17 protein-coding genes and 1 tRNA gene are annotated in these 23,263 nt (G+C 52.7%); 13 read left to right on the top strand and 5 right to left on the bottom strand.

All coding sequences use genetic code 11. The annotated features are described in order from the left end of the window. Nucleotides 1–46 precede the first annotated feature (46 nt). A complete protein-coding gene (gene ttdT, locus FEK46_RS01090; RefSeq protein WP_135559856.1) occupies nucleotides 47–1,510 on the top strand; it encodes an L-tartrate/succinate antiporter in 1,464 nt (487 codons plus the stop codon). Nucleotides 1,511–1,552: 42 nt separating this feature from the next. Here the strand turns inward: ttdT and tsaD are convergent, their stop codons facing one another. Then, complete coding sequence (gene tsaD / locus FEK46_RS01095; protein WP_001264352.1) at nucleotides 1,553–2,566, bottom strand: tRNA (adenosine(37)-N6)-threonylcarbamoyltransferase complex transferase subunit TsaD; 1,014 nt, start codon at nucleotides 2,564–2,566, stop codon at nucleotides 1,553–1,555. Between the two features lie 237 nt (nucleotides 2,567–2,803). Between tsaD and rpsU the strand changes: the two genes are divergently transcribed. The 3 genes from rpsU to rpoD all read left to right on the top strand — a co-directional run bounded on the left by rpsU (nucleotide 2,804) and on the right by rpoD (nucleotide 6,911). Then, complete coding sequence (gene rpsU, locus FEK46_RS01100; RefSeq protein ID WP_001144069.1) at nucleotides 2,804–3,019, top strand: 30S ribosomal protein S21; 216 nt, start codon at nucleotides 2,804–2,806, stop codon at nucleotides 3,017–3,019. A gap of 110 nt (nucleotides 3,020–3,129) precedes the next feature. Next, nucleotides 3,130–4,875: a DNA primase gene (dnaG, locus tag FEK46_RS01105; protein WP_000918827.1), complete on the top strand. Its 1,746-nt coding sequence runs from the start codon at nucleotides 3,130–3,132 to the stop codon at nucleotides 4,873–4,875. A 194-nt stretch (nucleotides 4,876–5,069) separates the two neighbouring features. Then, a complete protein-coding gene (gene rpoD / locus FEK46_RS01110; protein ID WP_135559857.1) occupies nucleotides 5,070–6,911 on the top strand; it encodes an RNA polymerase sigma factor RpoD in 1,842 nt (613 codons plus the stop codon). A gap of 78 nt (nucleotides 6,912–6,989) precedes the next feature. Here rpoD and mug read toward each other — a convergent pair whose 3' ends face one another. Beyond that, nucleotides 6,990–7,496, bottom strand: a complete 507-nt coding sequence (mug, locus tag FEK46_RS01115) for a G/U mismatch-specific DNA glycosylase (RefSeq protein ID WP_135492992.1) — start codon at nucleotides 7,494–7,496, stop codon at nucleotides 6,990–6,992. A 125-nt stretch (nucleotides 7,497–7,621) separates the two neighbouring features. Here mug and FEK46_RS01120 point away from each other — a divergent pair. Continuing rightward, nucleotides 7,622–7,697: transfer RNA gene (locus tag FEK46_RS01120), tRNA-Ile, on the top strand. 53 nt (nucleotides 7,698–7,750) lie between these two features. Here FEK46_RS01120 and nfeF read toward each other — a convergent pair. Further along, nucleotides 7,751–8,515 carry an NADPH-dependent ferric chelate reductase NfeF gene (nfeF, locus tag FEK46_RS01125; protein WP_135559858.1) on the bottom strand — a complete coding sequence of 255 codons (765 nt, stop codon included), beginning with the start codon at nucleotides 8,513–8,515 and terminating at the stop codon, nucleotides 7,751–7,753. A 276-nt stretch (nucleotides 8,516–8,791) separates the two neighbouring features. Between nfeF and nfeR the strand changes: the two genes are divergently transcribed. Beyond that, nucleotides 8,792–9,409: a DNA-binding transcriptional regulator NfeR gene (gene nfeR / locus FEK46_RS01130; RefSeq protein WP_130260140.1), complete on the top strand. Its 618-nt coding sequence runs from the start codon at nucleotides 8,792–8,794 to the stop codon at nucleotides 9,407–9,409. A 119-nt stretch (nucleotides 9,410–9,528) separates the two neighbouring features. Here the strand turns inward: nfeR and aer are convergent, their stop codons facing one another. Then, nucleotides 9,529–11,049 (bottom strand): aerotaxis sensor receptor Aer, encoded by a 1,521-nt coding sequence (gene aer / locus FEK46_RS01135; RefSeq protein ID WP_130210424.1) that lies wholly within the window; start codon nucleotides 11,047–11,049, stop codon nucleotides 9,529–9,531. 417 nt (nucleotides 11,050–11,466) lie between these two features. On the opposite strand from aer, the gene ygjG reads away from it, so the two are divergent. Further along, the gene (gene ygjG, locus FEK46_RS01140) at nucleotides 11,467–12,846 is read left to right on the top strand and encodes a putrescine aminotransferase (RefSeq protein ID WP_167852921.1); all 1,380 of its coding nucleotides are present in this window, start codon (nucleotides 11,467–11,469) and stop codon (nucleotides 12,844–12,846) included. Nucleotides 12,847–12,887: 41 nt separating this feature from the next. On the opposite strand, the gene FEK46_RS01145 is transcribed toward ygjG, so the two are convergent. Further along, nucleotides 12,888–13,220, bottom strand: coding sequence for a tRNA-binding protein (locus FEK46_RS01145; protein WP_000450588.1), 333 nt, complete (start codon nucleotides 13,218–13,220; stop codon nucleotides 12,888–12,890). 218 nt (nucleotides 13,221–13,438) lie between these two features. Between FEK46_RS01145 and ebgR the strand changes: the two genes are divergently transcribed. From ebgR to ygjK, 6 genes are all read left to right on the top strand, one after another. Further along, a complete protein-coding gene (gene ebgR / locus FEK46_RS01150; RefSeq protein ID WP_130210420.1) occupies nucleotides 13,439–14,422 on the top strand; it encodes a transcriptional regulator EbgR in 984 nt (327 codons plus the stop codon). Nucleotides 14,423–14,605: 183 nt separating this feature from the next. Next, complete coding sequence (gene ebgA / locus FEK46_RS01155) at nucleotides 14,606–17,698, top strand: beta-galactosidase subunit alpha (RefSeq protein ID WP_135559860.1); 3,093 nt, start codon at nucleotides 14,606–14,608, stop codon at nucleotides 17,696–17,698. Further along, nucleotides 17,695–18,144 (top strand): beta-galactosidase subunit beta, encoded by a 450-nt coding sequence (locus tag FEK46_RS01160; protein WP_001219954.1) that lies wholly within the window; start codon nucleotides 17,695–17,697, stop codon nucleotides 18,142–18,144. The genes ebgA and FEK46_RS01160 overlap by 4 nt, the downstream gene beginning before the upstream one ends. A gap of 62 nt (nucleotides 18,145–18,206) precedes the next feature. Further along, nucleotides 18,207–19,640, top strand: coding sequence for an amino acid permease (locus FEK46_RS01165; protein ID WP_135385465.1), 1,434 nt, complete (start codon nucleotides 18,207–18,209; stop codon nucleotides 19,638–19,640). A 133-nt stretch (nucleotides 19,641–19,773) separates the two neighbouring features. Continuing rightward, the gene (gene ygjJ, locus FEK46_RS01170) at nucleotides 19,774–20,844 is read left to right on the top strand and encodes a protein YgjJ (protein WP_130210416.1); all 1,071 of its coding nucleotides are present in this window, start codon (nucleotides 19,774–19,776) and stop codon (nucleotides 20,842–20,844) included. Between the two features lie 16 nt (nucleotides 20,845–20,860). Then, entirely contained in the window at nucleotides 20,861–23,212 is a 2,352-nt protein-coding gene (gene ygjK / locus FEK46_RS01175; RefSeq protein WP_135559861.1) for an alpha-glucosidase, read from the top strand. The last annotated feature ends 51 nt before the right edge of the window (nucleotides 23,213–23,263 follow it).

Raw genomic sequence — 23,263 nt, forward strand, 5'->3', positions numbered from 1 at the left:
CTCACGGAGAGGCTCGCCCCCTCTCCTTTTTCGCAGGCATAACACGATGAAACCTTCCACTGAATGGTGGCGATACCTTGCGCCGCTGGCGGTCATCGCCATTATTGCTCTAATTCCGGTTCCCGCAGGGCTGGAGAGTCATACCTGGCTCTACTTTGCCGTTTTTACTGGCGTGATCGTTGGGCTGATCCTCGAACCCGTGCCGGGTGCCGTGGTGGCGATGGTGGGTATCTCCATCATCGCCATTCTCTCTCCCTGGCTGCTGTTCAGCCCGGAGCAGCTCGCCCAGCCAGGTTTTAAATTCACCGCCAAATCTCTTTCCTGGGCGGTTTCTGGTTTTTCTAATTCGGTTATCTGGCTGATTTTCGCCGCCTTTATGTTTGGCACTGGCTATGAAAAAACCGGTCTTGGACGTCGCATCGCGCTGATTCTGGTGAAAAAGATGGGGCATCGCACACTGTTTCTCGGCTATGCGGTGATGTTCTCCGAGCTGATCCTGGCACCTGTAACACCGTCCAACTCGGCGCGCGGTGCGGGGATTATCTATCCCATCATCCGTAACCTGCCGCCGCTCTATCAATCACGGCCGAACGACAGCAGTTCGCGCAGTATTGGCTCGTACATCATGTGGATGGGGATTGTTGCCGACTGCGTGACCAGCGCCATTTTCCTGACGGCGATGGCACCAAACTTGCTGTTAATTGGACTGATGAAAAGCGCATCTCACGCCACGCTGAGTTGGGGCGACTGGTTCCTCGGGATGTTGCCGCTCAGTATTTTACTGGTTCTGCTGGTTCCCTGGCTGGCTTACGTACTGTACCCGCCGGTATTGAAGTCTGGCGATCAGGTGCCGCGCTGGGCAGAGACGGAACTGCAGGCAATGGGCCCGCTATGTTCGCGTGAAAAACGGATGCTGGGGCTGATGGTGGGCGCGCTGGTGCTGTGGATTTTTGGCGGTGATTATATCGATGCCGCGATGGTCGGTTACAGCGTAGTGGCACTGATGCTGCTTCTGCGCATTATCTGCTGGGACGATATTGTCAGTAATAAAGCGGCGTGGAACGTTTTCTTCTGGCTGGCTTCGCTTATCACCCTCGCTACCGGACTCAACAACACCGGTTTTATTAGCTGGTTTGGCAAACTGTTAGCAGGCAGCTTAAACGGTTATTCGCCGACGATGGTGATGGTGGCGTTGATTGTGGTCTTTTATCTGCTGCGCTACTTTTTTGCCAGCGCCACGGCGTATACCTCCGCCCTCGCACCGATGATGATTGCCGCCGCGCTGGCGATGCCGGGAATCCCGCTGCCGGTGTTCTGCCTGATGGTTGGCGCGGCAATTGGTCTGGGGAGCATTCTTACGCCATACGCCACCGGACCCAGCCCGATTTACTACGGTAGTGGTTATCTGCCAACGGTGGATTACTGGCGACTGGGGGCGATTTTTGGGCTGATATTCCTCGTGTTGCTGGTGATTACCGGCTTACTGTGGATGCCCGTGGTGTTGCTTTAAGAAAGGAAGGTGCCGGAAGAGACTATCCGGCACCTGATAGTTTTACGCAGCCGGTAACTCCGCCAGCGGCCAGCGCGGGCGCACGCTAACGCCGAGATCCGCCGTCGCGCCTGCTTTAAACCGCACCATTCCGGCATAGGCGATCATCGCGCCGTTATCAGTACAAAATTCTGGACGCGCGTAGAACACTTCGCCACGGCGTTTTTTCATCATTTCCGCCAGTTTCGCCCGCAGCGTGCGGTTAGCACTCACGCCGCCTGCCATTACCAGTCGCTTAAAGCCCGTCTGATCCAACGCACGCTTACACTTAATCATCAACGTATCGACCACCGCATCTTCAAAAGCACGGGCGATATCAGCACGCGTCTGGTCGTCGGTGCCGTTGTCACGAATCGTGTTCGCGGCGAAGGTTTTCAGGCCAGAGAAGCTGAAATCCAGCCCCGGACGGTCGGTCATCGGGCGCGGGAAGACAAAGCGCCCGGCAGTACCCTGAGCCGCCATTTTCGACAGCAGCGGCCCGCCAGGGTAATCCAGCCCCAGCAGCTTTGCGGTTTTGTCAAACGCTTCCCCGGCGGCATCATCAATAGACTCGCCGAGCAGCTCGTACTGACCAATGCCAGTCACGCTGATTAACTGCGTATGACCGCCGGAAACCAGTAGCGCCACAAACGGAAATTCCGGTGGGTTATCTTCCAGCATCGGCGCTAACAGATGTCCTTCCATATGGTGTACCGGGATCGCCGGAACGTCCCAGGCAAACGCCAGAGAACGCCCCACGGTCGCGCCAACCAGCAGCGCGCCGACTAATCCAGGACCTGCGGTATAGGCCACAGCGTCAATGTCTTTTGCCGTTAAACCAGACTCCTTCAGCGCAGCCTGGATCAACGGTACGGTTTTACGCACGTGATCGCGGGAAGCCAGTTCAGGCACGACACCGCCGTAGTCAGCGTGCAATTTCACCTGACTATACAATTGGTTGGCTAACAAACCTTTTTCATCGTCGTAAATGGCGATGCCAGTTTCATCGCAGGAAGTTTCAATACCCAGTACACGCATGACTTGTTTTACCTCGCTTTATTACCGCGCAGTGTAGGACCAATGCGGGTTGATGTAAAACTTTGTTCGCCCCTGGATAAAGCCTCGTGTATACTCCCCACCCTTATAAAAGTCCCTTTCAAAAGAGGCCGCGGTGCTTTACAAAGCAGCAGCAATTGCAGTAAAATTCCGCACCATTTTGAAATAAGCTGGCGTTGATGCCAGCGGCAAACCGAATTAATCAAAGGTGAGAGGCACATGCCGGTAATTAAAGTACGTGAAAACGAGCCGTTCGACGTAGCTCTGCGTCGCTTCAAGCGTTCCTGTGAAAAAGCAGGTGTTCTGGCGGAAGTTCGTCGTCGTGAGTTCTATGAAAAACCGACTACCGAACGTAAGCGCGCTAAAGCTTCTGCAGTGAAACGTCACGCGAAGAAACTGGCTCGCGAAAACGCACGCCGCACTCGTCTGTACTAATTCCTCGAGAGCGTTGCTCTCCGATCAGACCGAGTTGTAGTTGTAAGGCCGTGCTTCCGAAAGGAATGCGCGGCTTATTTTCGTTTATGAATTGCTAAAAATCGGGGCCTATGGCTGGACGAATCCCACGCGTATTCATTAATGATCTGCTGGCACGCACCGACATCGTCGATCTGATCGATGCCCGTGTGAAGCTGAAAAAGCAGGGCAAGAATTTCCACGCGTGTTGTCCATTCCACAACGAGAAAACCCCGTCATTCACCGTTAACGGTGAGAAACAGTTTTACCACTGCTTTGGATGTGGCGCGCACGGCAACGCGATCGACTTCCTGATGAACTACGACAAGCTCGAATTCGTCGAAACGGTCGAAGAGCTGGCGGCAATGCACAATCTTGAAGTGCCATTTGAAGCAGGCAGCGGCCCCAGCCAGATCGAGCGCCATCAACGGCAAACGCTTTATCAGTTGATGGACGGTCTGAATACGTTTTACCAACAATCTTTACAGCAACCTGTTGCCACGTCTGCGCGCCAGTATCTGGAAAAACGCGGATTAAGCCACGAGGTTATCGCCCGCTTTGCGATTGGTTTTGCGCCCCCCGGCTGGGACAACGTCCTGAAACGGTTTGGTGGCAATCCAGAAAATCGTCAGTCATTGATTGATGCGGGTATGTTGGTCACTAACGATCAGGGTCGCAGTTACGATCGTTTCCGCGAGCGGGTGATGTTCCCTATTCGCGATAAACGCGGTCGGGTGATTGGTTTTGGCGGGCGCGTGCTGGGCAACGATACCCCCAAGTACCTGAACTCGCCGGAAACTGATATTTTCCATAAAGGCCGCCAGCTTTACGGCCTTTATGAAGCGCAACAGGATAACGCTGAACCCAATCGTCTGCTTGTGGTCGAAGGCTATATGGACGTAGTGGCGCTGGCGCAATACGGCATTAATTACGCCGTTGCGTCGCTGGGTACGTCAACCACTGCCGATCACATACAGCTGTTGTTCCGCGCAACCAACAATGTCATTTGCTGTTATGACGGCGACCGCGCAGGTCGCGATGCCGCCTGGCGAGCGCTGGAAACGGCGCTGCCTTACATGACAGACGGTCGTCAGCTACGTTTTATGTTTTTGCCTGATGGCGAGGACCCTGACACGCTGGTGCGCAAAGAAGGTAAAGAGGCGTTTGAAGCGCGGATGGAGCAGGCGATGCCGCTCTCCGCATTTCTGTTTAACAGCCTGATGCCGCAAGTTGATCTGAGCACCCCAGACGGGCGCGCGCGTTTGAGTACGCTGGCACTGCCATTGATATCGCAGGTGCCGGGCGAAACGCTGCGAATATATCTTCGTCAGGAATTAGGCAATAAGTTAGGCATACTTGATGACAGCCAGCTTGAACGATTAATGCCAAAAGCGGCAGAGAGCGGCGTTTCTCGTCCTGTTCCGCAGCTAAAACGCACGACCATGCGTATACTTATAGGGTTGCTGGTGCAAAATCCAGAATTAGCGACGTTGGTCCCGCCGCTTGAGAATCTGGATGAAAATAAGCTCCCTGGACTTGGCTTATTCAGAGAACTGGTCAACACTTGTCTCTCTCAGCCAGGTCTGACCACCGGGCAACTTTTAGAGCACTATCGTGGTACAAATAATGCTGCCACCCTTGAAAAACTGTCGATGTGGGACGATATAGCAGATAAGAATATTGCTGAGCAAACCTTCACCGACTCACTCAACCATATGTTTGATTCGCTGCTTGAACTGCGTCAAGAAGAGTTAATCGCTCGTGAGCGCACGCATGGTTTAAGCAACGAAGAACGCCTGGAACTCTGGACATTGAACCAGGAACTGGCGAAAAAGTGATTTAACGGCTTAAGTGCCGAATAGCGATCGGGAAGCCCCCGACAGCCGCACTGAGAGGCAGCGGCAAATATATAAGTACGCCCTCGTAATTATCGTTGGCGGTAAACAGCCGTTGGATTTCAGCGTTAACACCTGAAGGACATCGGGTCAATCGCCCAACACCAACCTCATGAAATAAGTGTGGATACCGTCTTATGGAGCAAAACCCGCAGTCACAGCTGAAACTTCTTGTCACCCGTGGTAAGGAGCAAGGCTATCTGACCTATGCCGAGGTCAATGACCATCTGCCGGAAGATATCGTCGATTCAGATCAGATCGAAGACATCATCCAAATGATCAACGACATGGGCATTCAGGTGATGGAAGAAGCACCGGATGCCGATGATCTGATGCTGGCTGAAAACACCGCGGACGAAGATGCTGCCGAAGCCGCCGCGCAGGTGCTTTCCAGCGTGGAATCTGAAATCGGGCGCACGACTGACCCGGTACGCATGTACATGCGTGAAATGGGCACCGTTGAACTGTTGACCCGCGAAGGCGAAATTGACATCGCTAAACGTATTGAAGACGGGATCAACCAGGTTCAATGCTCCGTTGCTGAATACCCGGAAGCGATCACCTATCTGCTGGAACAGTACGATCGTGTGGAAGCAGAAGAAGCGCGTCTGTCCGATCTGATCACCGGCTTTGTTGACCCGAACGCAGAAGAAGATCTGGCACCAACCGCCACTCACGTCGGCTCTGAGCTTTCCCAGGAAGATCTGGACGATGACGAAGATGAAGACGAAGAAGATGGTGACGACGATACCGCCGACGATGACAACAGCATCGACCCGGAACTGGCTCGTGAAAAATTTGCGGAACTGCGCGCTCAGTACGTTGTAACGCGTGACACCATCAAAGCGAAAGGCCGTAGCCATTCAGCCGCTCAGGAAGAGATCCTGAAACTGTCTGAAGTGTTCAAACAGTTCCGCCTAGTGCCGAAGCAGTTTGACTACCTGGTCAACAGCATGCGCGTCATGATGGACCGCGTTCGTACGCAAGAACGTCTGATCATGAAGCTCTGCGTTGAGCAGTGCAAAATGCCGAAGAAAAACTTCATAACCCTGTTTACCGGCAATGAAACCAGCGATACCTGGTTCAATGCGGCAATTGCGATGAACAAGCCGTGGTCGGAAAAACTGCACGATGTCTCTGAAGAAGTACATCGCGCCCTGCAGAAACTGCAACAGATTGAAGAAGAAACCGGCCTGACCATTGAGCAGGTTAAAGATATCAACCGTCGCATGTCCATCGGTGAAGCGAAAGCCCGCCGTGCGAAGAAAGAGATGGTTGAAGCGAACTTACGTCTGGTTATTTCTATCGCCAAGAAATACACCAACCGTGGTTTGCAGTTCCTTGACCTGATTCAGGAAGGTAACATCGGCCTGATGAAAGCGGTTGATAAGTTCGAATACCGCCGTGGTTACAAGTTCTCCACCTACGCAACCTGGTGGATCCGTCAGGCGATCACCCGTTCTATCGCGGATCAGGCGCGCACCATTCGTATTCCGGTGCATATGATTGAGACTATCAACAAGCTCAACCGTATTTCTCGCCAGATGCTGCAAGAGATGGGCCGCGAGCCGACGCCGGAAGAACTGGCTGAACGTATGCTGATGCCGGAAGATAAGATCCGCAAAGTGCTGAAGATCGCCAAAGAGCCTATCTCCATGGAAACGCCGATCGGTGATGATGAAGATTCGCATCTGGGGGATTTCATCGAGGATACCACCCTCGAGCTGCCGCTGGATTCTGCGACCACCGAAAGCCTGCGTGCGGCAACACACGACGTGCTGGCTGGCCTGACCGCGCGTGAAGCGAAAGTTCTGCGTATGCGTTTCGGTATCGACATGAACACCGACCATACGCTGGAAGAAGTGGGTAAACAGTTCGACGTTACCCGCGAACGTATCCGTCAGATCGAAGCGAAGGCGCTGCGTAAACTGCGTCACCCGAGCCGTTCTGAAGTACTGCGTAGCTTCCTGGACGATTAATCGGTAGCCGGATAAAGCGTTTACGCCACATCCGGCACTTGTCCCTTTGCACAAACGCCACCTTTTCGGTGGCGTTTTTTATCGCCCACGCACCACCAGTGCCTGATCCAGTTCCCGATACGCCTCCACCAGCTCTTCCAGAGAAACTCGACTTAAACCGCTGGGATTTGGCAGTACCCAGATCTGCGTCGAACCAATAGTGAGCGTTTGTTTACCCCACTGTGCGCCGCGCTGGCTGAATCCCTGCTCATAGGCCTGTTTGCCCAAAATCGCCAATGCCTGAGGCTGATAATCTTCAATTTTTTCAATCAACTTACGCCCGCCTGCGTGCAGCTCCTGCTTTGAAACTTCATTGGCTTGCACTGTTGGACGGTCTACCAGTTTGGTGACGCCACAACGATAATCCAGCAGATGCTGTGCCTCCTGCGGCTTCAACTGTCTGTCAGTAAACCCGGCCTGATAAATCACCTTCCAGAAACGGTTCGCCGGATGAGCAAAAGGAAAGCCAGTATCCGCAGATGAAAGCCCCGGATTGATGCCGCAAAACACCACGCGCAACCCTGGTGCAATAATATCTTCAACCATATTAACCCCTGAACAACACAACCTGGGGAAAGTATAACGAATTGAAAACACATTGTTTATAAAAACAGCAGGCGCGCGGTAATGGCTGGATTGCGGCACGGAGTTACTTTATAATCCGCTACCATGGCCCCTTAGCTCAGTGGTTAGAGCAGGCGACTCATAATCGCTTGGTCGCTGGTTCAAGTCCAGCAGGGGCCACCAAATACAGTAAAGGCTGACGAGAAATCGTCAGCCTTTTTCTTTTCATATATCAGTTACTTCGCGTGCCAGTAAGCCGCTGCGCGTACCCGTTGAGGGTCATACTGTTCCGCTTCAAAGCGACGGCTTAAATTCTTCACCACCTTCCCTTCACCGGTTATCCAGATGAAGTAATCATCGGCAGGGATTTGCATCTGCGCCAGACGCGCATCTACCGCCTGCTCATCATGCGCCAACCATTCGATATTAAAACCATCAAGGTGCACGAGATAATCCTGACAGGCGTTATCCCGCACGCTGACCAGCGCGGTAACGTGCGGTTTAGCAGCAAGTTTGCTCAACGTTTCCAGGCGGCGGCGTAGTGCGGGCATCCCGGACTCATCGCAAACATACAGCTGATACGCGTAATCTTCCGGCACCACCAGCGAACCGCGCGGTCCTGCCACCGTGAGTTTATCACCCGGTTGCGCCTGCATCGCCCAGCAGCTGGCGACCCCACCGTCGTGAATAAAGAAATCGATCGCCAGTTCATGGCGTTGTTCGTCATACAGCGGCGTATAGTCACGCGACGGTGGGCGTGGTCCTTCCGGCCAGACGATCCCCTCTTCCGTTACTGTTGGCGGCACAAAGTGAGCGTCAGATTGAGGAAAGAAGAGTTTGCTGTGATCGTCAAAGCCGCGCGACGTAAAGCCGTCCAGCGCCTCACCGCCGAGGACAATGCGCTGAAAACCGGCGCTGATGCGCTCAACGCGTAACACAGTCAGTTCACGGAAGCGCAGATCATTGCGAACGCGCTGCGGGTAGCGGGGAGAGTTATTCATTGTTATCGCCTTCGTGATGGTAATCAGATATATCTAAATAAATTTCGCAAATGATAATGATTGTTAATCATGATAAATGCAAGCGATTTGTAGAACTGATATATCTGAAGTATGTGAAGGCATTCAGCGCCATAGCAAGGCTGCCGGATGCGGTGTGAACGCCTTATCCGGCCGACATGTTGAGTACATCTGCGTTCAAAAATCATTTTTACACTTGCAAGAACTCTCACACTAGATATAAATTAGATATATCTAATTAAGCAAAAGGAGGCTGATATGAGCCATCATCACGAAGGGTGTTGTAAACATGAAGGCCAGCCACGCCATGAAGGCTGCTGCAAAGGTGAGAAGTCAGAACACGAGCACTGCGGACACGGTCACCAGCATGAACACGGTCAATGCTGCGGGGGGCGTCGCGGCGGCGGTCGTCGGCAACGTTTCTTTGGTCACGGTGAATTGCGTCTGGTGATTCTGGATATTCTCTCGCGCGATGACAGCCACGGTTACGAGTTGATTAAAGCGATTGAGAATCTGACCCAGGGGAATTACACCCCAAGCCCAGGCGTCATCTACCCGACGCTGGATTTTCTGCAGGAGCAGTCACTGATTACCATCCGCGAAGAGGAAGGTGGTAAGAAGCAGATTGCGCTGACCGAACAGGGCGCACAGTGGCTGGAAGAAAACCGCGAACAGGTGGAGATGATTGAAGAACGCATCAAAGCACGTTGCGTTGGTGCGGCGCTGCGCCAGAACCCGCAAATGAAGCGAGCGCTGGATAATTTTAAAGCGGTGCTGGATTTACGCGTCAATCAGAGCGACATCAGCGACGCGCAGATAAAAAAGATCATTGCGGTGATCGACCGCGCCGCTTTTGATATTACGCAACTGGATTAATCGCCAACTGCCGGATGCGGCATAAACGCCTTATCCAGCCTACGCGCCACGTTGGCCTGATAAGATGTGCCAGCATCGCATCAGGCATCGTGCTCCAACCGCCGGATGCGGCATACCGATTAATGCAGCACCGTCACCGCGTCTTCCAGTCGGCTGGCGCGGTGTTTCACCATCGCCGACACCTGCGCACTCTCTTCCACCAACTCGGCGTTTTTCTGCGTGATCAGGTTAAGTTCATCCACCGCACGGGTCAGGCTGGAAAGCCCATCGGCCTGTTCCAGCGTTGAATGGCTAATCTGGGCGATCAACTGCGTGACGTTTTTTACCTGCGCCACAATATCATCCATCGTCCGTCCGGCGGCGTGTACCTGCTGCGAACCGGATTGCACCTTATCAGCACTGGCATCAATCAGCTTGCGGATATCGTTGGCAGCATTGGCGCTGCGGCTGGCTAAATGACGCACTTCCCCTGCCACCACTGCAAAACCTTTGCCCTGTTCTCCGGCACGCGCCGCTTCCACCGCCGCATTCAGGGCGAGAATATTGGTCTGAAACGCAATATCGTTAATCAGCGAAGTAATGGTGCCAATGCGCTGGGTACTGTCGGCGATATCGTCCATCGTCTTGATCACCGTGGTCATCGCCTCCCCGCCCTGCACAGCCGCATTACTGGCGGTGATAGAAAGTTTATCGGCAGCCGATGCTGTGGCTGAGTTCTGTTTCACCGACGCCGCCATCTGGTTCATGGTCGCTACAGTTTGCTGGACATTATCTACCGTCTGCTGAGTATGCTCGTTCAGTTCATCAGTGCCTTTTGCCAGCGCCTCACTACCGTTTCTGACGCTGGAAACCTGGCTTGAGACATCATTAATCAACCAGCGACACATCAGGCCAAGCTGCCCTACCGCGCGTAATGTCAGCCCCAGCTCATCGCTGCGATTCAAATGCTCAACACTATTACGTTCTCCGGTAGCCACCTTCAGTGCCTGGCTGGCGACATTTTCTATCGGGCGTACAATTTGCCATTCAAAACAGGCATTTCCCAACAACATCACTAACGCACAGAGGAAATACGTCACCACCGGGGCAGCGGCAAACCAGAGCATGGCCGCCAGCACGATAAACATCAGTGTCATCACCCCACGCACTCGCCAGCGAAGCGGTAATGACGGCAGTTTTCCCAACCAACCGTTACGTACCACCAGCCCTTTATGCATACGTTTATTGGTACGTCCAGCGTTCAGCGCCTTATACAGCGGCTCTACCGCCGCGATCTCTTCATCCGTCGCCCGGGAGCGAATCGACATATAGCCACTAATTTTGCCCTCGCGCACCATCGGCACCGCATTGGCACGTACCCAATAATGGTCGCCATTTTTGCGGCGATTTTTCACGATACCGCTCCAGGGTTCCCCTTTTTTCAGGGTGTACCACATATCAGCAAACGCCGCTTTTGGCATATCAGGGTGACGCACCATCTTGTGCGGCTGGCCCTGTAACTCCTGCAAGGTATAGCCGCTTACTTGTACAAAAGAATCATTGGCGTGGGTGATATAGCTTTGCAGATCGGTAGTGGACATCAGGGTAGTATCGTCAGCCAGCGGGGTATTTTGCTGGGTGACATACGGATGAGAAGACATAATCGCGTCCTGTGCAGGTTATATGGTTGTTAACTTCTTGTCGGAGGTTATGTCGGCCCCGGCGCGGTTATCTTTAGCACTTTAATTTGATTTAGATCGCAATTTGCGATCTAAGCACAAGCTCTAATCCATTGATTTAAAATACTTTCACTCTGTTATTATCCGAAGCCGTTAATTATCTTGCCCAAAAATCAGGCATTTATTGCCCTGAAAGAGTGCATTTGCGCAGCGATAGCAAAATTCACCCCCGATAAAATCGTGCAAAATAACGACAATAGTTAACATTTAGCATTAAATGTTACATAAATGATAATGAGATTTGTGTTTATCCCGATTTTCGCGATCGCAGCCGGAGTGGCGCAATCCCTGCAATACTTAAATCGGTATCATGTGATACGCGAGCCTCCGGAGCATATTTTGAACAGGTTACCTTCGAGCGCATCGGCTTTAGCGTGCAGCGCCCACGCCCTGAATCTCATTGAGAAGCGAACGCTGGATCATGAGGAGATGAAAGCACTTAACCGAGAAGTGATTGAATACTTCAAAGAGCATGTCAATCCGGGGTTTTTAGAGTATCGCAAATCTGTTACCGCCGGCGGGGATTACGGAGCCGTAGAGTGGCAAGCGGGAGGTTTAAATACGCTTGTCGACACCCAGGGACAGGAGTTTATCGACTGCCTGGGAGGTTTTGGAATTTTCAACGTGGGGCACCGTAATCCAGTTGTGGTTTCCGCCGTACAGAATCAACTTGCGAAACAACCGCTGCACAGCCAGGAGCTGCTCGATCCGTTACGGGCGATGCTGGCGAAAACTCTCGCTGCGCTAACGCCCGGTAAACTGAAATACAGCTTCTTCTGTAATAGCGGCACCGAGTCCGTTGAAGCGGCGCTGAAACTGGCGAAGGCTTACCAGTCACCGCGCGGCAAGTTTACTTTTATTGCCACCAGCGGCGCGTTCCACGGTAAATCACTTGGCGCGCTGTCGGCCACGGCGAAATCGACCTTCCGCAAACCGTTTATGCCACTGCTGCCAGGGTTCCGTCATGTGCCGTTTGGCAATATCGAAGCCATGCGCACGGCTCTTAACGAGTGCAAAAAAACCGGTGATGATGTGGCTGCGGTGATCCTCGAACCGATTCAGGGCGAAGGCGGCGTAATTCTGCCGCCGCCAGGCTATCTCACCGCCGTGCGTAAGCTGTGCGATGAGTTCGGCGCACTGATGATCCTCGATGAAGTACAAACGGGCATGGGGCGTACGGGCAAGATGTTTGCCTGCGAACATGAGAACGTACAGCCGGACATCCTGTGTCTGGCAAAAGCCCTCGGCGGCGGCGTGATGCCGATTGGCGCAACCATCGCCACTGAAGAGGTGTTCTCTGTCCTGTTCGACAACCCGTTCCTGCATACCACCACCTTTGGCGGCAACCCGCTGGCCTGTGCGGCGGCGCTGGCGACCATCAATGTGTTGCTGGAGCAGAATTTACCGGCTCAGTCAGAACAAAAAGGCGATATGTTGCTGGACGGTTTCCGTCAACTGGCGCGGGAATATCCCGATCTGGTGCAGGAAGCGCGTGGTAAAGGGATGTTGATGGCGATTGAGTTTGTTGATAACGAAATCGGCTATAACTTTGCCAGCGAGATGTTCCGCCAGCGCGTACTGGTGGCCGGAACGCTCAATAACGCCAAAACGATCCGCATTGAACCGCCACTGACACTGACCATTGAACAGTGTGAACTGGTGATCAAAGCGGCGCGTAAGGCGCTGGCGGCCATGCGAGTAAGTGTCGAAGAAGTGTAATATCAAATCGGATGGCGATACGACGTCGCCATCCGATCTATTTATACGATACGTACTCCCGCAGGCATCATCCGCTCCGGCGTTAACAGCACGCTTTCACTGCCGTCATCGGTTTCCGCACACAACAGCATGCATTCCGACGTTTCACCGCGCATTTTCGCTTTTTGCAGATTGCATAAGACCACCACCGTTTTCCCCATCAGCTCTTCTTCGCTGTAGTACGGCACCAGGCTGGTCACGGTTTGCAGTGTTTTTTCACCCACATCAACCTGTACGATGTACAGCTTGTCGGCGTTTTCATGGCGTTTCACTTCCACAATCTTTCCGACGCGCATTTCCAGACGTGCAAAATCAGCGTAAGCCACGGTTTCCATTGCTTCCTCCCTTCGAGTAAAATTTTACTAAACTATAGCAAAAGTTTTTCTCAATCCTGTAGGCTAAAAATGGAGAATGCAGGCGTGATCACATTCGTAAGCCGCTGTGTTACCGTTACAGCGTCAAAGAAACGCGCTTTATTTACTGAAAACAGGTGACCCGATAAGCACTTCCTCTACAATGGGGGCGCACATCAGGGAAAGTAAAAAAGGTAAACATGGCAACACTAAAAGACATCGCAATCGAAGCTGGCGTATCCCTGGCGACAGTATCCAGGGTCTTAAATGACGATCCGACATTGAATGTGAAAGAAGAGACGAAACATCGCATTCTCGAGATCGCCGAAAAGCTGGAGTACAAGACCAGTAGTGCCCGTAAACTCCAGACAGGTGCAGTCAACCAACACCATATTCTGGCTATCTACAGCTACCAGCAGGAGCTGGAGATCAACGATCCTTACTATCTGGCGATCCGCCACGGCATTGAAACCCAGTGCGAAAAGCTGGCGATCGAACTGACCAATTGTTATGAACACAGCGGCTTACCAGACATTAAAAACGTCACCGGTATTTTAATTGTCGGCAAACCCACGCCCGCCCTGCGCGCCGCTGCCAGCGCGTTGACCGACAATATCTGTTTTATCGACTTTCACGAACCCGGCAGTAATTACGATGCTGTAGATATCGATCTGGCACGCATCAGTAAAGAAATCATCGACTTCTATATCGATCAGGGCGTTAATCGCATTGGTTTTATTGGCGGCGAGGACTTGCCTGGCAAGGCGGATATTCGTGAGGTCGCCTTTGCGGAATATGGCCGACTGAAACAAGTGGTACGCGAAGAGGATATCTGGCGCGGCGGTTTTTCCAGTTCGTCGGGCTATGAACTGGCAAAACAGATGCTGGCGCGGGAAGACTATCCGAAGGCACTGTTTGTTGCTTCCGATTCCATTGCTATCGGCGTACTGCGGGCAATTCATGAACGTGGTCTGAACATCCCACAGGATATTTCGCTTATCAGCGTGAACGACATCCCCACCGCGCGATTTACCTTTCCGCCGCTCTCCACCGTGCGCATCCATTCCGAAATGATGGGAAGCCAGGGCGTTAACCTGGTGTATGAAAAAGCCCGCGATGGTCGCGCGCTGCCGCTATTAGTCTTCGTTCCCAGCAAATTAAAACTGCGCGGCACGACCCGTTAAATCCCCTTACACACTGTCCGGCAATCGTTTTTGCCGGACAGTGCTGCCGTTTATTTTCGTGATCCAGTTAAAGTAAATGCATTTACTCGCTACATTTTAGTAAAAATTTTACTAAACTCCCCAGCAATTACACAAACTACCATCACCATGAATGGTTCCGATTTCTCTCTACCGGGAGGCCCTATGAATCGCTGGGAAAACATTCAGCTCACCCACGAAAACCGACTTGCTCCGCGTGCGTACTTTTTTTCATATGACTCTGTTGCGCAGGCGCGTACTTTTGCCCGTGAAACCAGCAGCCTGTTTCTGCCCTTAAGCGGTCAGTGGAATTTCCACTTTTTTGACCATCCGCTGCAAGTACCAGAAGCCTTCACCTCTGAGTTAATGGCTGACTGGGGGCATATTACCGTCCCCGCCATGTGGCAAATGGAAGGTCACGGCAAACTGCAATATACCGACGAAGGTTTTCCGTTCCCCATCGATGTGCCGTTTGTCCCCAGCGATAACCCAACCGGTGCCTATCAACGTATTTTCACCCTCAGCGATGGCTGGCAGGGTAAACAGACACTGATTAAATTTGACGGCGTCGAAACCTATTTTGAAGTCTACGTTAACGGTCAGTATGTCGGTTTCAGCAAGGGCAGTCGCCTGACCGCAGAGTTTGACATCAGCGCGATGGTTAAAACCGGCGACAACCTGTTATGTGTGCGCGTGATGCAATGGGCGGACTCCACCTACGTGGAGGACCAGGATATGTGGTGGTCAGCGGGGATTTTCCGCGATGTTTATCTGGTCGGAAAACAACTCACGCATATTAACGATTTCACCGTGCGCACCGACTTTGACGAAGCCTATTGCGATGCCACGCTGTCCTGCGAAGTGGTACTGGAAAATCTCGCTGCCTCCCCTGTCGTCACGACGCTGGAATATACCCTGTTTGATGGCGAACGCGTGGTGCACAGCAGCGCCATTGATCATCTGGCAATTGAAAAACTGACCAGCGCCAGCTTTGCTTTTACTGTCGAACAGCCGCAACAATGGTCAGCAGAATCCCCTTATCTTTACCATCTGGTCATGACGCTGAAAGACGCCAACGGCAACGTTCTGGAAGTGGTGCCACAACGCGTTGGCTTCCGTGATATCAAAGTGCGCGACGGTCTGTTCTGGATCAATAACCGTTATGTGATGCTGCACGGCGTCAACCGCCACGACAACGATCATCGCAAAGGCCGCGCCGTTGGAATGGATCGCGTAGAAAAAGATCTCCAGTTGATGAAGCAGCACAACATCAACTCCGTGCGTACCGCTCACTACCCCAACGATCCGCGTTTTTACGAACTGTGTGATATCTACGGCCTGTTTGTGATGGCGGAAACCGATGTCGAATCGCACGGCTTTGCTAATGTCGGCGATATCAGCCGCATTACCGACGATCCGCAGTGGGAAAAAGTCTACGTCGAGCGCATTGTTCGCCATATTCACGCGCAGAAAAACCATCCGTCGATCATCATCTGGTCGCTGGGCAATGAATCCGGCTACGGCTGTAACATCCGCGCGATGTACCACGCAGCGAAGGCGCTGGATGACACGAGACTGGTGCACTACGAAGAAGATCGCGACGCTGAAGTGGTCGATATTATTTCCACCATGTACACCCGCGTGCCGCTGATGAATGAGTTTGGTGAATACCCGCATCCGAAGCCGCGCATCATCTGCGAATACGCTCATGCGATGGGGAACGGACCTGGTGGGCTGACGGAATACCAGAACGTTTTCTATAAGCACGATTGCATTCAGGGCCATTATGTCTGGGAATGGTGCGACCACGGGATCCAGGCGCAGGATGACAACGGCAATGTCTGGTATAAATTCGGCGGCGACTACGGCGACTATCCCAACAACTATAACTTCTGTCTTGATGGTTTGATCTATTCCGATCAGACGCCGGGACCGGGCCTGAAAGAGTACAAACAGGTTATTGCGCCGGTAAAAATCCACGCGCTGGATCTGACTCGCGGCGAGCTGAAAGTCGAAAATAAACTGTGGTTTACCACGCTTGATGACTACACCCTGCACGCAGAGGTGCGCGCCGAAGGTGAAACGCTCGCGACGCAGCAGATTAAACTGCGCGACGTTGCGCCGAACAGCGAAGCCCCCTTACAGATCACGCTGCCGCAGCTGGACGCCCGCGAAGCGTTCCTCAACATTACGGTGACCAAAGATTCCCGCACCCGCTACAGCGAAGCCGGACACCCTATCGCCACGTATCAGTTCCCGCTGAAGGAAAACACCGCGCAGCCAGTGCCTTTCGCGCCGAATAATGCGCGTCCGCTGACGCTGGAAGACGATCGTTTGAGCTGCACCGTTCGCGGCTACAACTTCGCGATCACCTTCTCAAAAATGAGTGGCAAACTGACATCCTGGCAGGTGAATGGCGAATCGCTGCTGACCCGCGAGCCAAAGATCAGCTTCTTCAAGCCAATGATCGACAACCACAAGCAGGAATACGAAGGGCTGTGGCAGCCGAATCATTTGCAGATCATGCAGGAACATCTGCGCGACTTTGCCGTAGAACAGAGCGATAGCGAGGTGTTGATCATCAGCCGCACGGTTATAGCCCCGCCGGTGTTTGACTTCGGAATGCGCTGCACCTACATCTGGCGCATCGCTGCCGATGGCCAGGTTAACGTGGCGCTTTCCGGCGAGCGTTACGGCGACTATCCGCACATCATTCCGTGCATCGGTTTCACCATGGGAATTAACGGCGAATACGACCAGGTGACGTATTACGGTCGTGGACCGGGCGAAAACTACGCCGACAGCCAGCAGGCTAACATCATCGATATCTGGCGCAGCAACGTCGATGCCATGTTCGAGAACTATCCCTTCCCGCAGAACAACGGCAACCGTCAGCATGTCCGCTGGACAGCACTGACTAACCGCCACGGCAACGGTCTGCTGGTGGTTCCGCAGCGCCCAATTAACTTCAGCGCCTGGCACTACACCCAGGAAAACATCCACGCTGCCCAGCACTGTAATGAGCTGCAGCGCAGTGATGACATCACCCTGAATCTTGACCACCAGTTGCTTGGCCTCGGCTCCAACTCCTGGGGCAGCGAGGTGCTGGACTCCTGGCGCGTCTGGTTCCGTGACTTCAGCTACGGCTTTACGTTGCTGCCGGTTTCTGGCGGAGAAGCTACCGCGCAAAGCCTGGCGTCGTATGAGTTCGGCGCAGGGTTCTTTTCCACGAATTTGCACAGCGAGAATAAGCAATGAGGATCATCGATAACTTAGAACAGTTCCGCCAGATTTACGCCTCTGGCAAGAAGTGGCAACGCTGCGTTGAAGCGATTGAAAATATCGACAACATTCAGCCTGGCGTCGCCCACTCCATCGGTGACTCATTGACTTACCGCGTGGAGACAGACTCCGCGACCGATGCGCTATTTACCGGGCATCGTCGCTATTTTGAAGTGCATTACTACCTGCAAGGGCAGCAAAAAATTGAATATGCGCCGAAAGAGACGTTACAGGTAGTGGAATATTATCGCGATGAAACTGACCGTGAATATTTAAAAGGCTGCGGAGAAACCGTAGAGGTCCACGAAGGGCAAATCGTTATTTGCGATATCCATGAAGCATATCGGTTTATCTGCAATAACGCGGTCAAAAAAGTGGTTCTCAAAGTCACCATCGAAGATGGTTATTTCCATAACAAATAACAATTATGGCGGCAAAAGGAGTTTGCCACCACCTCTACCCTACTCATTTTCGGAGATGTGTTATGTCTGATACCAAACGTAATACAATCGGCAAATTCGGCTTGCTCTCGCTGACTTTTGCCGCCGTTTACAGCTTTAATAACGTTATCAATAATAATATTGAGCTTGGACTGGCCTCGGCACCGATGTTTTTCCTCGCGACGATTTTTTATTTTATTCCCTTCTGTCTGATCATCGCAGAATTTGTTTCGTTAAATAAAAACTCAGAAGCTGGTGTCTACGCATGGGTAAAAAGTTCGCTGGGCGGACGTTGGGCATTTATTACTGCCTATACCTACTGGTTCGTAAATCTGTTCTTTTTCACCTCGCTGTTGCCGCGCGTTATTGCTTATGCTTCGTATGCCTTCCTCGGCTACGAATATATTATGACGCCGATTGCCACCACTATTATTAGTATGGTGCTATTCGCCTTCTCCACCTGGGTTTCCACCAACGGGGCGAAAATGCTGGGGCCAATTACCTCCGTCACTTCAACGCTGATGCTGCTGTTAACGCTCTCCTACATTTTACTGGCAGGTACGGCACTGGTTGGCGGCGTACAGCCTGCCGATCCGATCACCGTTGACGCGATGATCCCGAACTTCAACTGGGCGTTCCTCGGCGTTACCACCTGGATCTTTATGGCCGCAGGTGGCGCGGAGTCCGTCGCGGTGTACGTTAACGACGTCAAAGGCGGTTCGAAATCGTTCGTTAAAGTGATCATCCTCGCCGGGATTTTTATCGGCGTACTGTATTCCGTCTCCTCAGTGCTGATTAACGTCTTCGTCAGCAGCAAAGAGTTGAAATTTACCGGTGGATCGGTGCAGGTATTCCACGGCATGGCGGCGTATTTTGGTCTGCCGGAAGCGCTGATGAATCGCTTTGTCGGTCTGGTGTCCTTTACCGCGATGTTCGGCTCCCTGCTGATGTGGACCGCAACACCGGTGAAAATTTTCTTCTCCGAAATCCCGGAAGGCATCTTTGGTAAGAAAACTGTCGAACTTAACGAAAACGGCGTTCCGGCGCGCGCGGCGTGGATCCAGTTCCTGATCGTCATCCCGCTGATGATTATCCCGATGCTCGGTTCCAATACCGTGCAGGATCTGATGAATACCATTATTAATATGACTGCCGCAGCGTCCATGCTTCCGCCGTTATTCATCATGCTGGCTTACCTGAATTTACGCGCCAAATTAGATCACCTGCCACGCGATTTCCGTATGGGCTCCCGCCGCACCGGTATTATCATTGTTTCAATGCTGATTGCGATATTTGCCGTAGGGTTTGTCGCTTCGACATTCCCGACTGGCGCGAATATTCTGACCATCATTTTTTATAACGTCGGCGGTATTGTTATCTTCCTCGGATTTGCGTGGTGGAAATACAGTAAATATATAAAGGGATTAACGGCTGAAGAGCGCCATATTGAAGCGACGCCAGCCAGCAATGTTGATTAAGCAGACTAATAAAAAATGAGCAGGCATTTTCCCTCTTCCTGGATTGGGAGAGGGAAAATAGTTTCTGCCTTTCTATTTTTATAATTACAACGATAAAAGGCTGTACTTTTTCTTTAGCTCATGGATTAACACAATGAAATTAATCACTGCACCATGCAGAGCATTACTTGCTCTGCCGTTTTGCTATGCCTTTTCTGCGATGGGCGAAGAAGTACGTCCGGCAGAACATGACGACACAAAAACACCCGCAATTACCTCAACATCTTCTCCTTCATTTCGTTTTTACGGCGAATTAGGGGTTGGTGGATATATGGATTTAGAGGGTGAGAATAAACATAAATACAGCGACGGTACCTATATTGAAGGTGGTCTGGAGATGAAGTACGGCTCCTGGTTCGGCCTGATTTACGGCGAAGGCTGGACCGTGCAGGCCGACCACGACGGTAATGCCTGGGTGCCTGACCATAGCTGGGGCGGTTTCGAAGGTGGGATTAACCGTTTCTATGGCGGTTATCGTACCAATGATGGCACCGAAATCATGCTCAGTCTGCGTCAGGATTCCTCGCTGGATGACCTGCAATGGTGGGGCGATTTCACGCCCGATCTGGGCTACGTCATTCCCAATACCCGCGACATTATGACCGCGCTGAAGGTACAGAACTTAAGCGGCAACTTTCGTTATAGCGTCACCGCCACACCTGCCGGACATCATGACGAAAGCAAAGCCTGGCTACATTTTGGCAAATACGATCGCTACGACGACAAATACACCTATCCGGCAATGATGAACGGTTACATCCAGTATGACCTTGCCGAAGGCATCACCTGGATGAACGGTCTGGAAATCACCGACGGCACCGGACAACTCTATCTGACGGGCCTGCTTACCCCTAACTTTGCCGCTCGCGCCTGGCACCATACCGGACGCGCCGACGGGCTGGACGTACCGGGAAGTGAGAGCGGGATGATGGTGAGCGCCATGTATGAAGCGTTAAAGGGCGTTTATCTCTCCACCGCTTACACCTACGCCAAACATCGCCCTGACCACGCTGATGATGAAACCACCTCTTTCATGCAGTTTGGTATCTGGTACGAATACGGCGGCGGACGTTTCGCAACGGCTTTTGATAGCCGCTTCTACATGAAAAATGCCTCTCACGATCCCAGCGACCAAATCTTCCTGATGCAATATTTCTACTGGTAATAAGGACAGTAATCTCATGAAAATCAAAACTATTTTAACACCAGTAGCCTGTGCCCTGCTGATGAGTTTTTCCGCCCATGCCGCCAACGCCGACAATTATAAAAACGTGATTAACCGTACCGGCGCGCCGCAGTACATGAAGGATTACGATTACGACGACCACCAGCGTTTTAATCCGTTTTTCGATCTCGGAGCCTGGCATGGTCACTTGTTGCCAGACGGCCCGAACACCATGGGCGGTTTTCCGGGCGTAGCGCTGCTGACGGAAGAATACATCAACTTTATGGCCAGCAATTTCGACCGCCTGACCGTCTGGCAGGACGGCAAGAAAGTCGACTTCACGCTGGAGGCATACAGTATTCCCGGCGCGCTGGTGCAAAAACTGACAGCAAAAGATGTGCAGGTCGAAATGACTCTGCGCTTCGCCACGCCGCGCACGTCACTACTGGAAACTAAAATCATCAGCAATAAACCGCTGGATCTGGTGTGGGACGGCGAACTGCTGGAAAAACTGGAAGCGAAAGAAGGGAACCCGCTTTCCGATAAAACCATTGCTGGCGAGTACCCTGACTATCAGCGCAAAATCAGCGCCACCCGTGATGGCCTGAAAGTCACCTTTGGCAAAGTGCGCGCCACCTGGGATCTGCTGACCTCCGGCGAATCGGAATATCAGGTGCATAAATCCCTGCCGGTGCAGACTGAAATCAACGGCAATCGCTTTACCAGTAAGGCGCATATCAACGGTTCAACGACGCTCTATACCACCTATTCCCACCTGCTGACCGCTCAGGAAGTTAGCAAAGAGCAAATGCAGATCCGCGATATTCTGGCGCGTCCGGCGTTTTATCTCACCGCCTCGCAGCAACGCTGGGAAGAGTACCTGAAGAAAGGGTTAGCCAATCCGGATGCGACGCCGGAACAGACGCGCGTCGCGGTAAAAGCAATCGAAACGCTCAACGGTAACTGGCGCTCACCGGGCGGCGCGGTGAAATATAACACCGTCACGCCGTCGGTGACCGGACGCTGGTTCTCCGGCAATCAGACCTGGCCGTGGGATACCTGGAAGCAGGCGTTTGCGATGGCGCATTTCAATCCGGACATCGCCAAAGAGAATATCCGCGCGGTCTTCTCCTGGCAGATCCAGCCCGGCGACACCGTGCGTCCACAGGATGTGGGCTTTGTCCCCGACCTGATAGCGTGGAACCTTAGCCCCGAGCGTGGCGGCGATGGTGGCAACTGGAACGAACGTAACACCAAACCCAGCCTTGCCGCCTGGTCGGTGATGGAAGTGTATAACGTCACCCAGGATAAAACCTGGCTGGCAGAGATGTACCCGAAACTGGTGGCCTATCACGACTGGTGGTTACGTAACCGCGATCATAACGGCAACGGCGTGCCGGAATATGGCGCGACCCGCGACAAAGCCCACAACACTGAGAATGGCGAGATGCTGTTTACGGTGAAAAAAGGTGACAAAGAAGAGACGCAGTCTGGGCTGAACAACTACGCCCACGTGGTGGAGAAAGGCCAGTACGACAGTCTGGAAATTCCGGCACAGGTCGCTGCGTCGTGGGAATCGGGCCGTGATGATGCCGCCGTCTTTGGGTTTATCGACAAAGAACAGCTGGATAAATATGTCGCTAATGGCGGCAAACGTAGCGACTGGACGGTGAAATTCGCCGAAAACCGCAGTCAGGACGGAACGTTGCTGGGCTACTCGCTATTGCAGGAGTCGGTGGATCAGGCCAGCTATATGTACAGCGATAATCATTATCTGGCGGAGATGGCAACCATCCTCGGTAAGTCGGAAGAGGCTAAGCACTATCGCCAGTTGGCACAGCAGCTCGCGGACTACATCAACACCTGTATGTTCGACCCGACTACACAGTTCTACTATGACGTGCGCATTGAAGATAAACCGCTGGCGAACGGCTGCGCGGGCAAACCGATTGTTGAGCGCGGTAAAGGGCCGGAAGGCTGGTCGCCGCTGTTTAACGGTGCGGCAACGCAGGCCAACGCCGACGCGGTGGTGAAGGTGATGCTCGATCCTAAAGAGTTCAACACCTTTGTCCCGCTGGGAACGGCGGCGTTAACCAACCCGGCCTTTGGCGCGGATATCTACTGGCGCGGGCGCGTATGGGTGGATCAGTTCTGGTTTGGTCTGAAAGGGATGGAGCGTTACGGTTATCGCGATGATGCCCTGAAGCTGGCGGATACGTTCTTCCGGCACGCCAAAGGGTTAACCGCCGATGGCCCGATTCAGGAAAATTACAACCCGCTGACCGGCGCACAGCAAGGCGCACCAAATTTCTCCTGGAGTGCCGCGCATTTGTATATGTTGTATAACGATTTTTTCCGTAAGCAGTAATTTGCAACGGCTGGCGGATGCGGCGTAAACGCCTTATCCGCCCTACATGTA

This window comes from Escherichia sp. E4736 (assembly GCF_005781225.1).
Classification (GTDB): domain Bacteria; phylum Pseudomonadota; class Gammaproteobacteria; order Enterobacterales; family Enterobacteriaceae; genus Escherichia.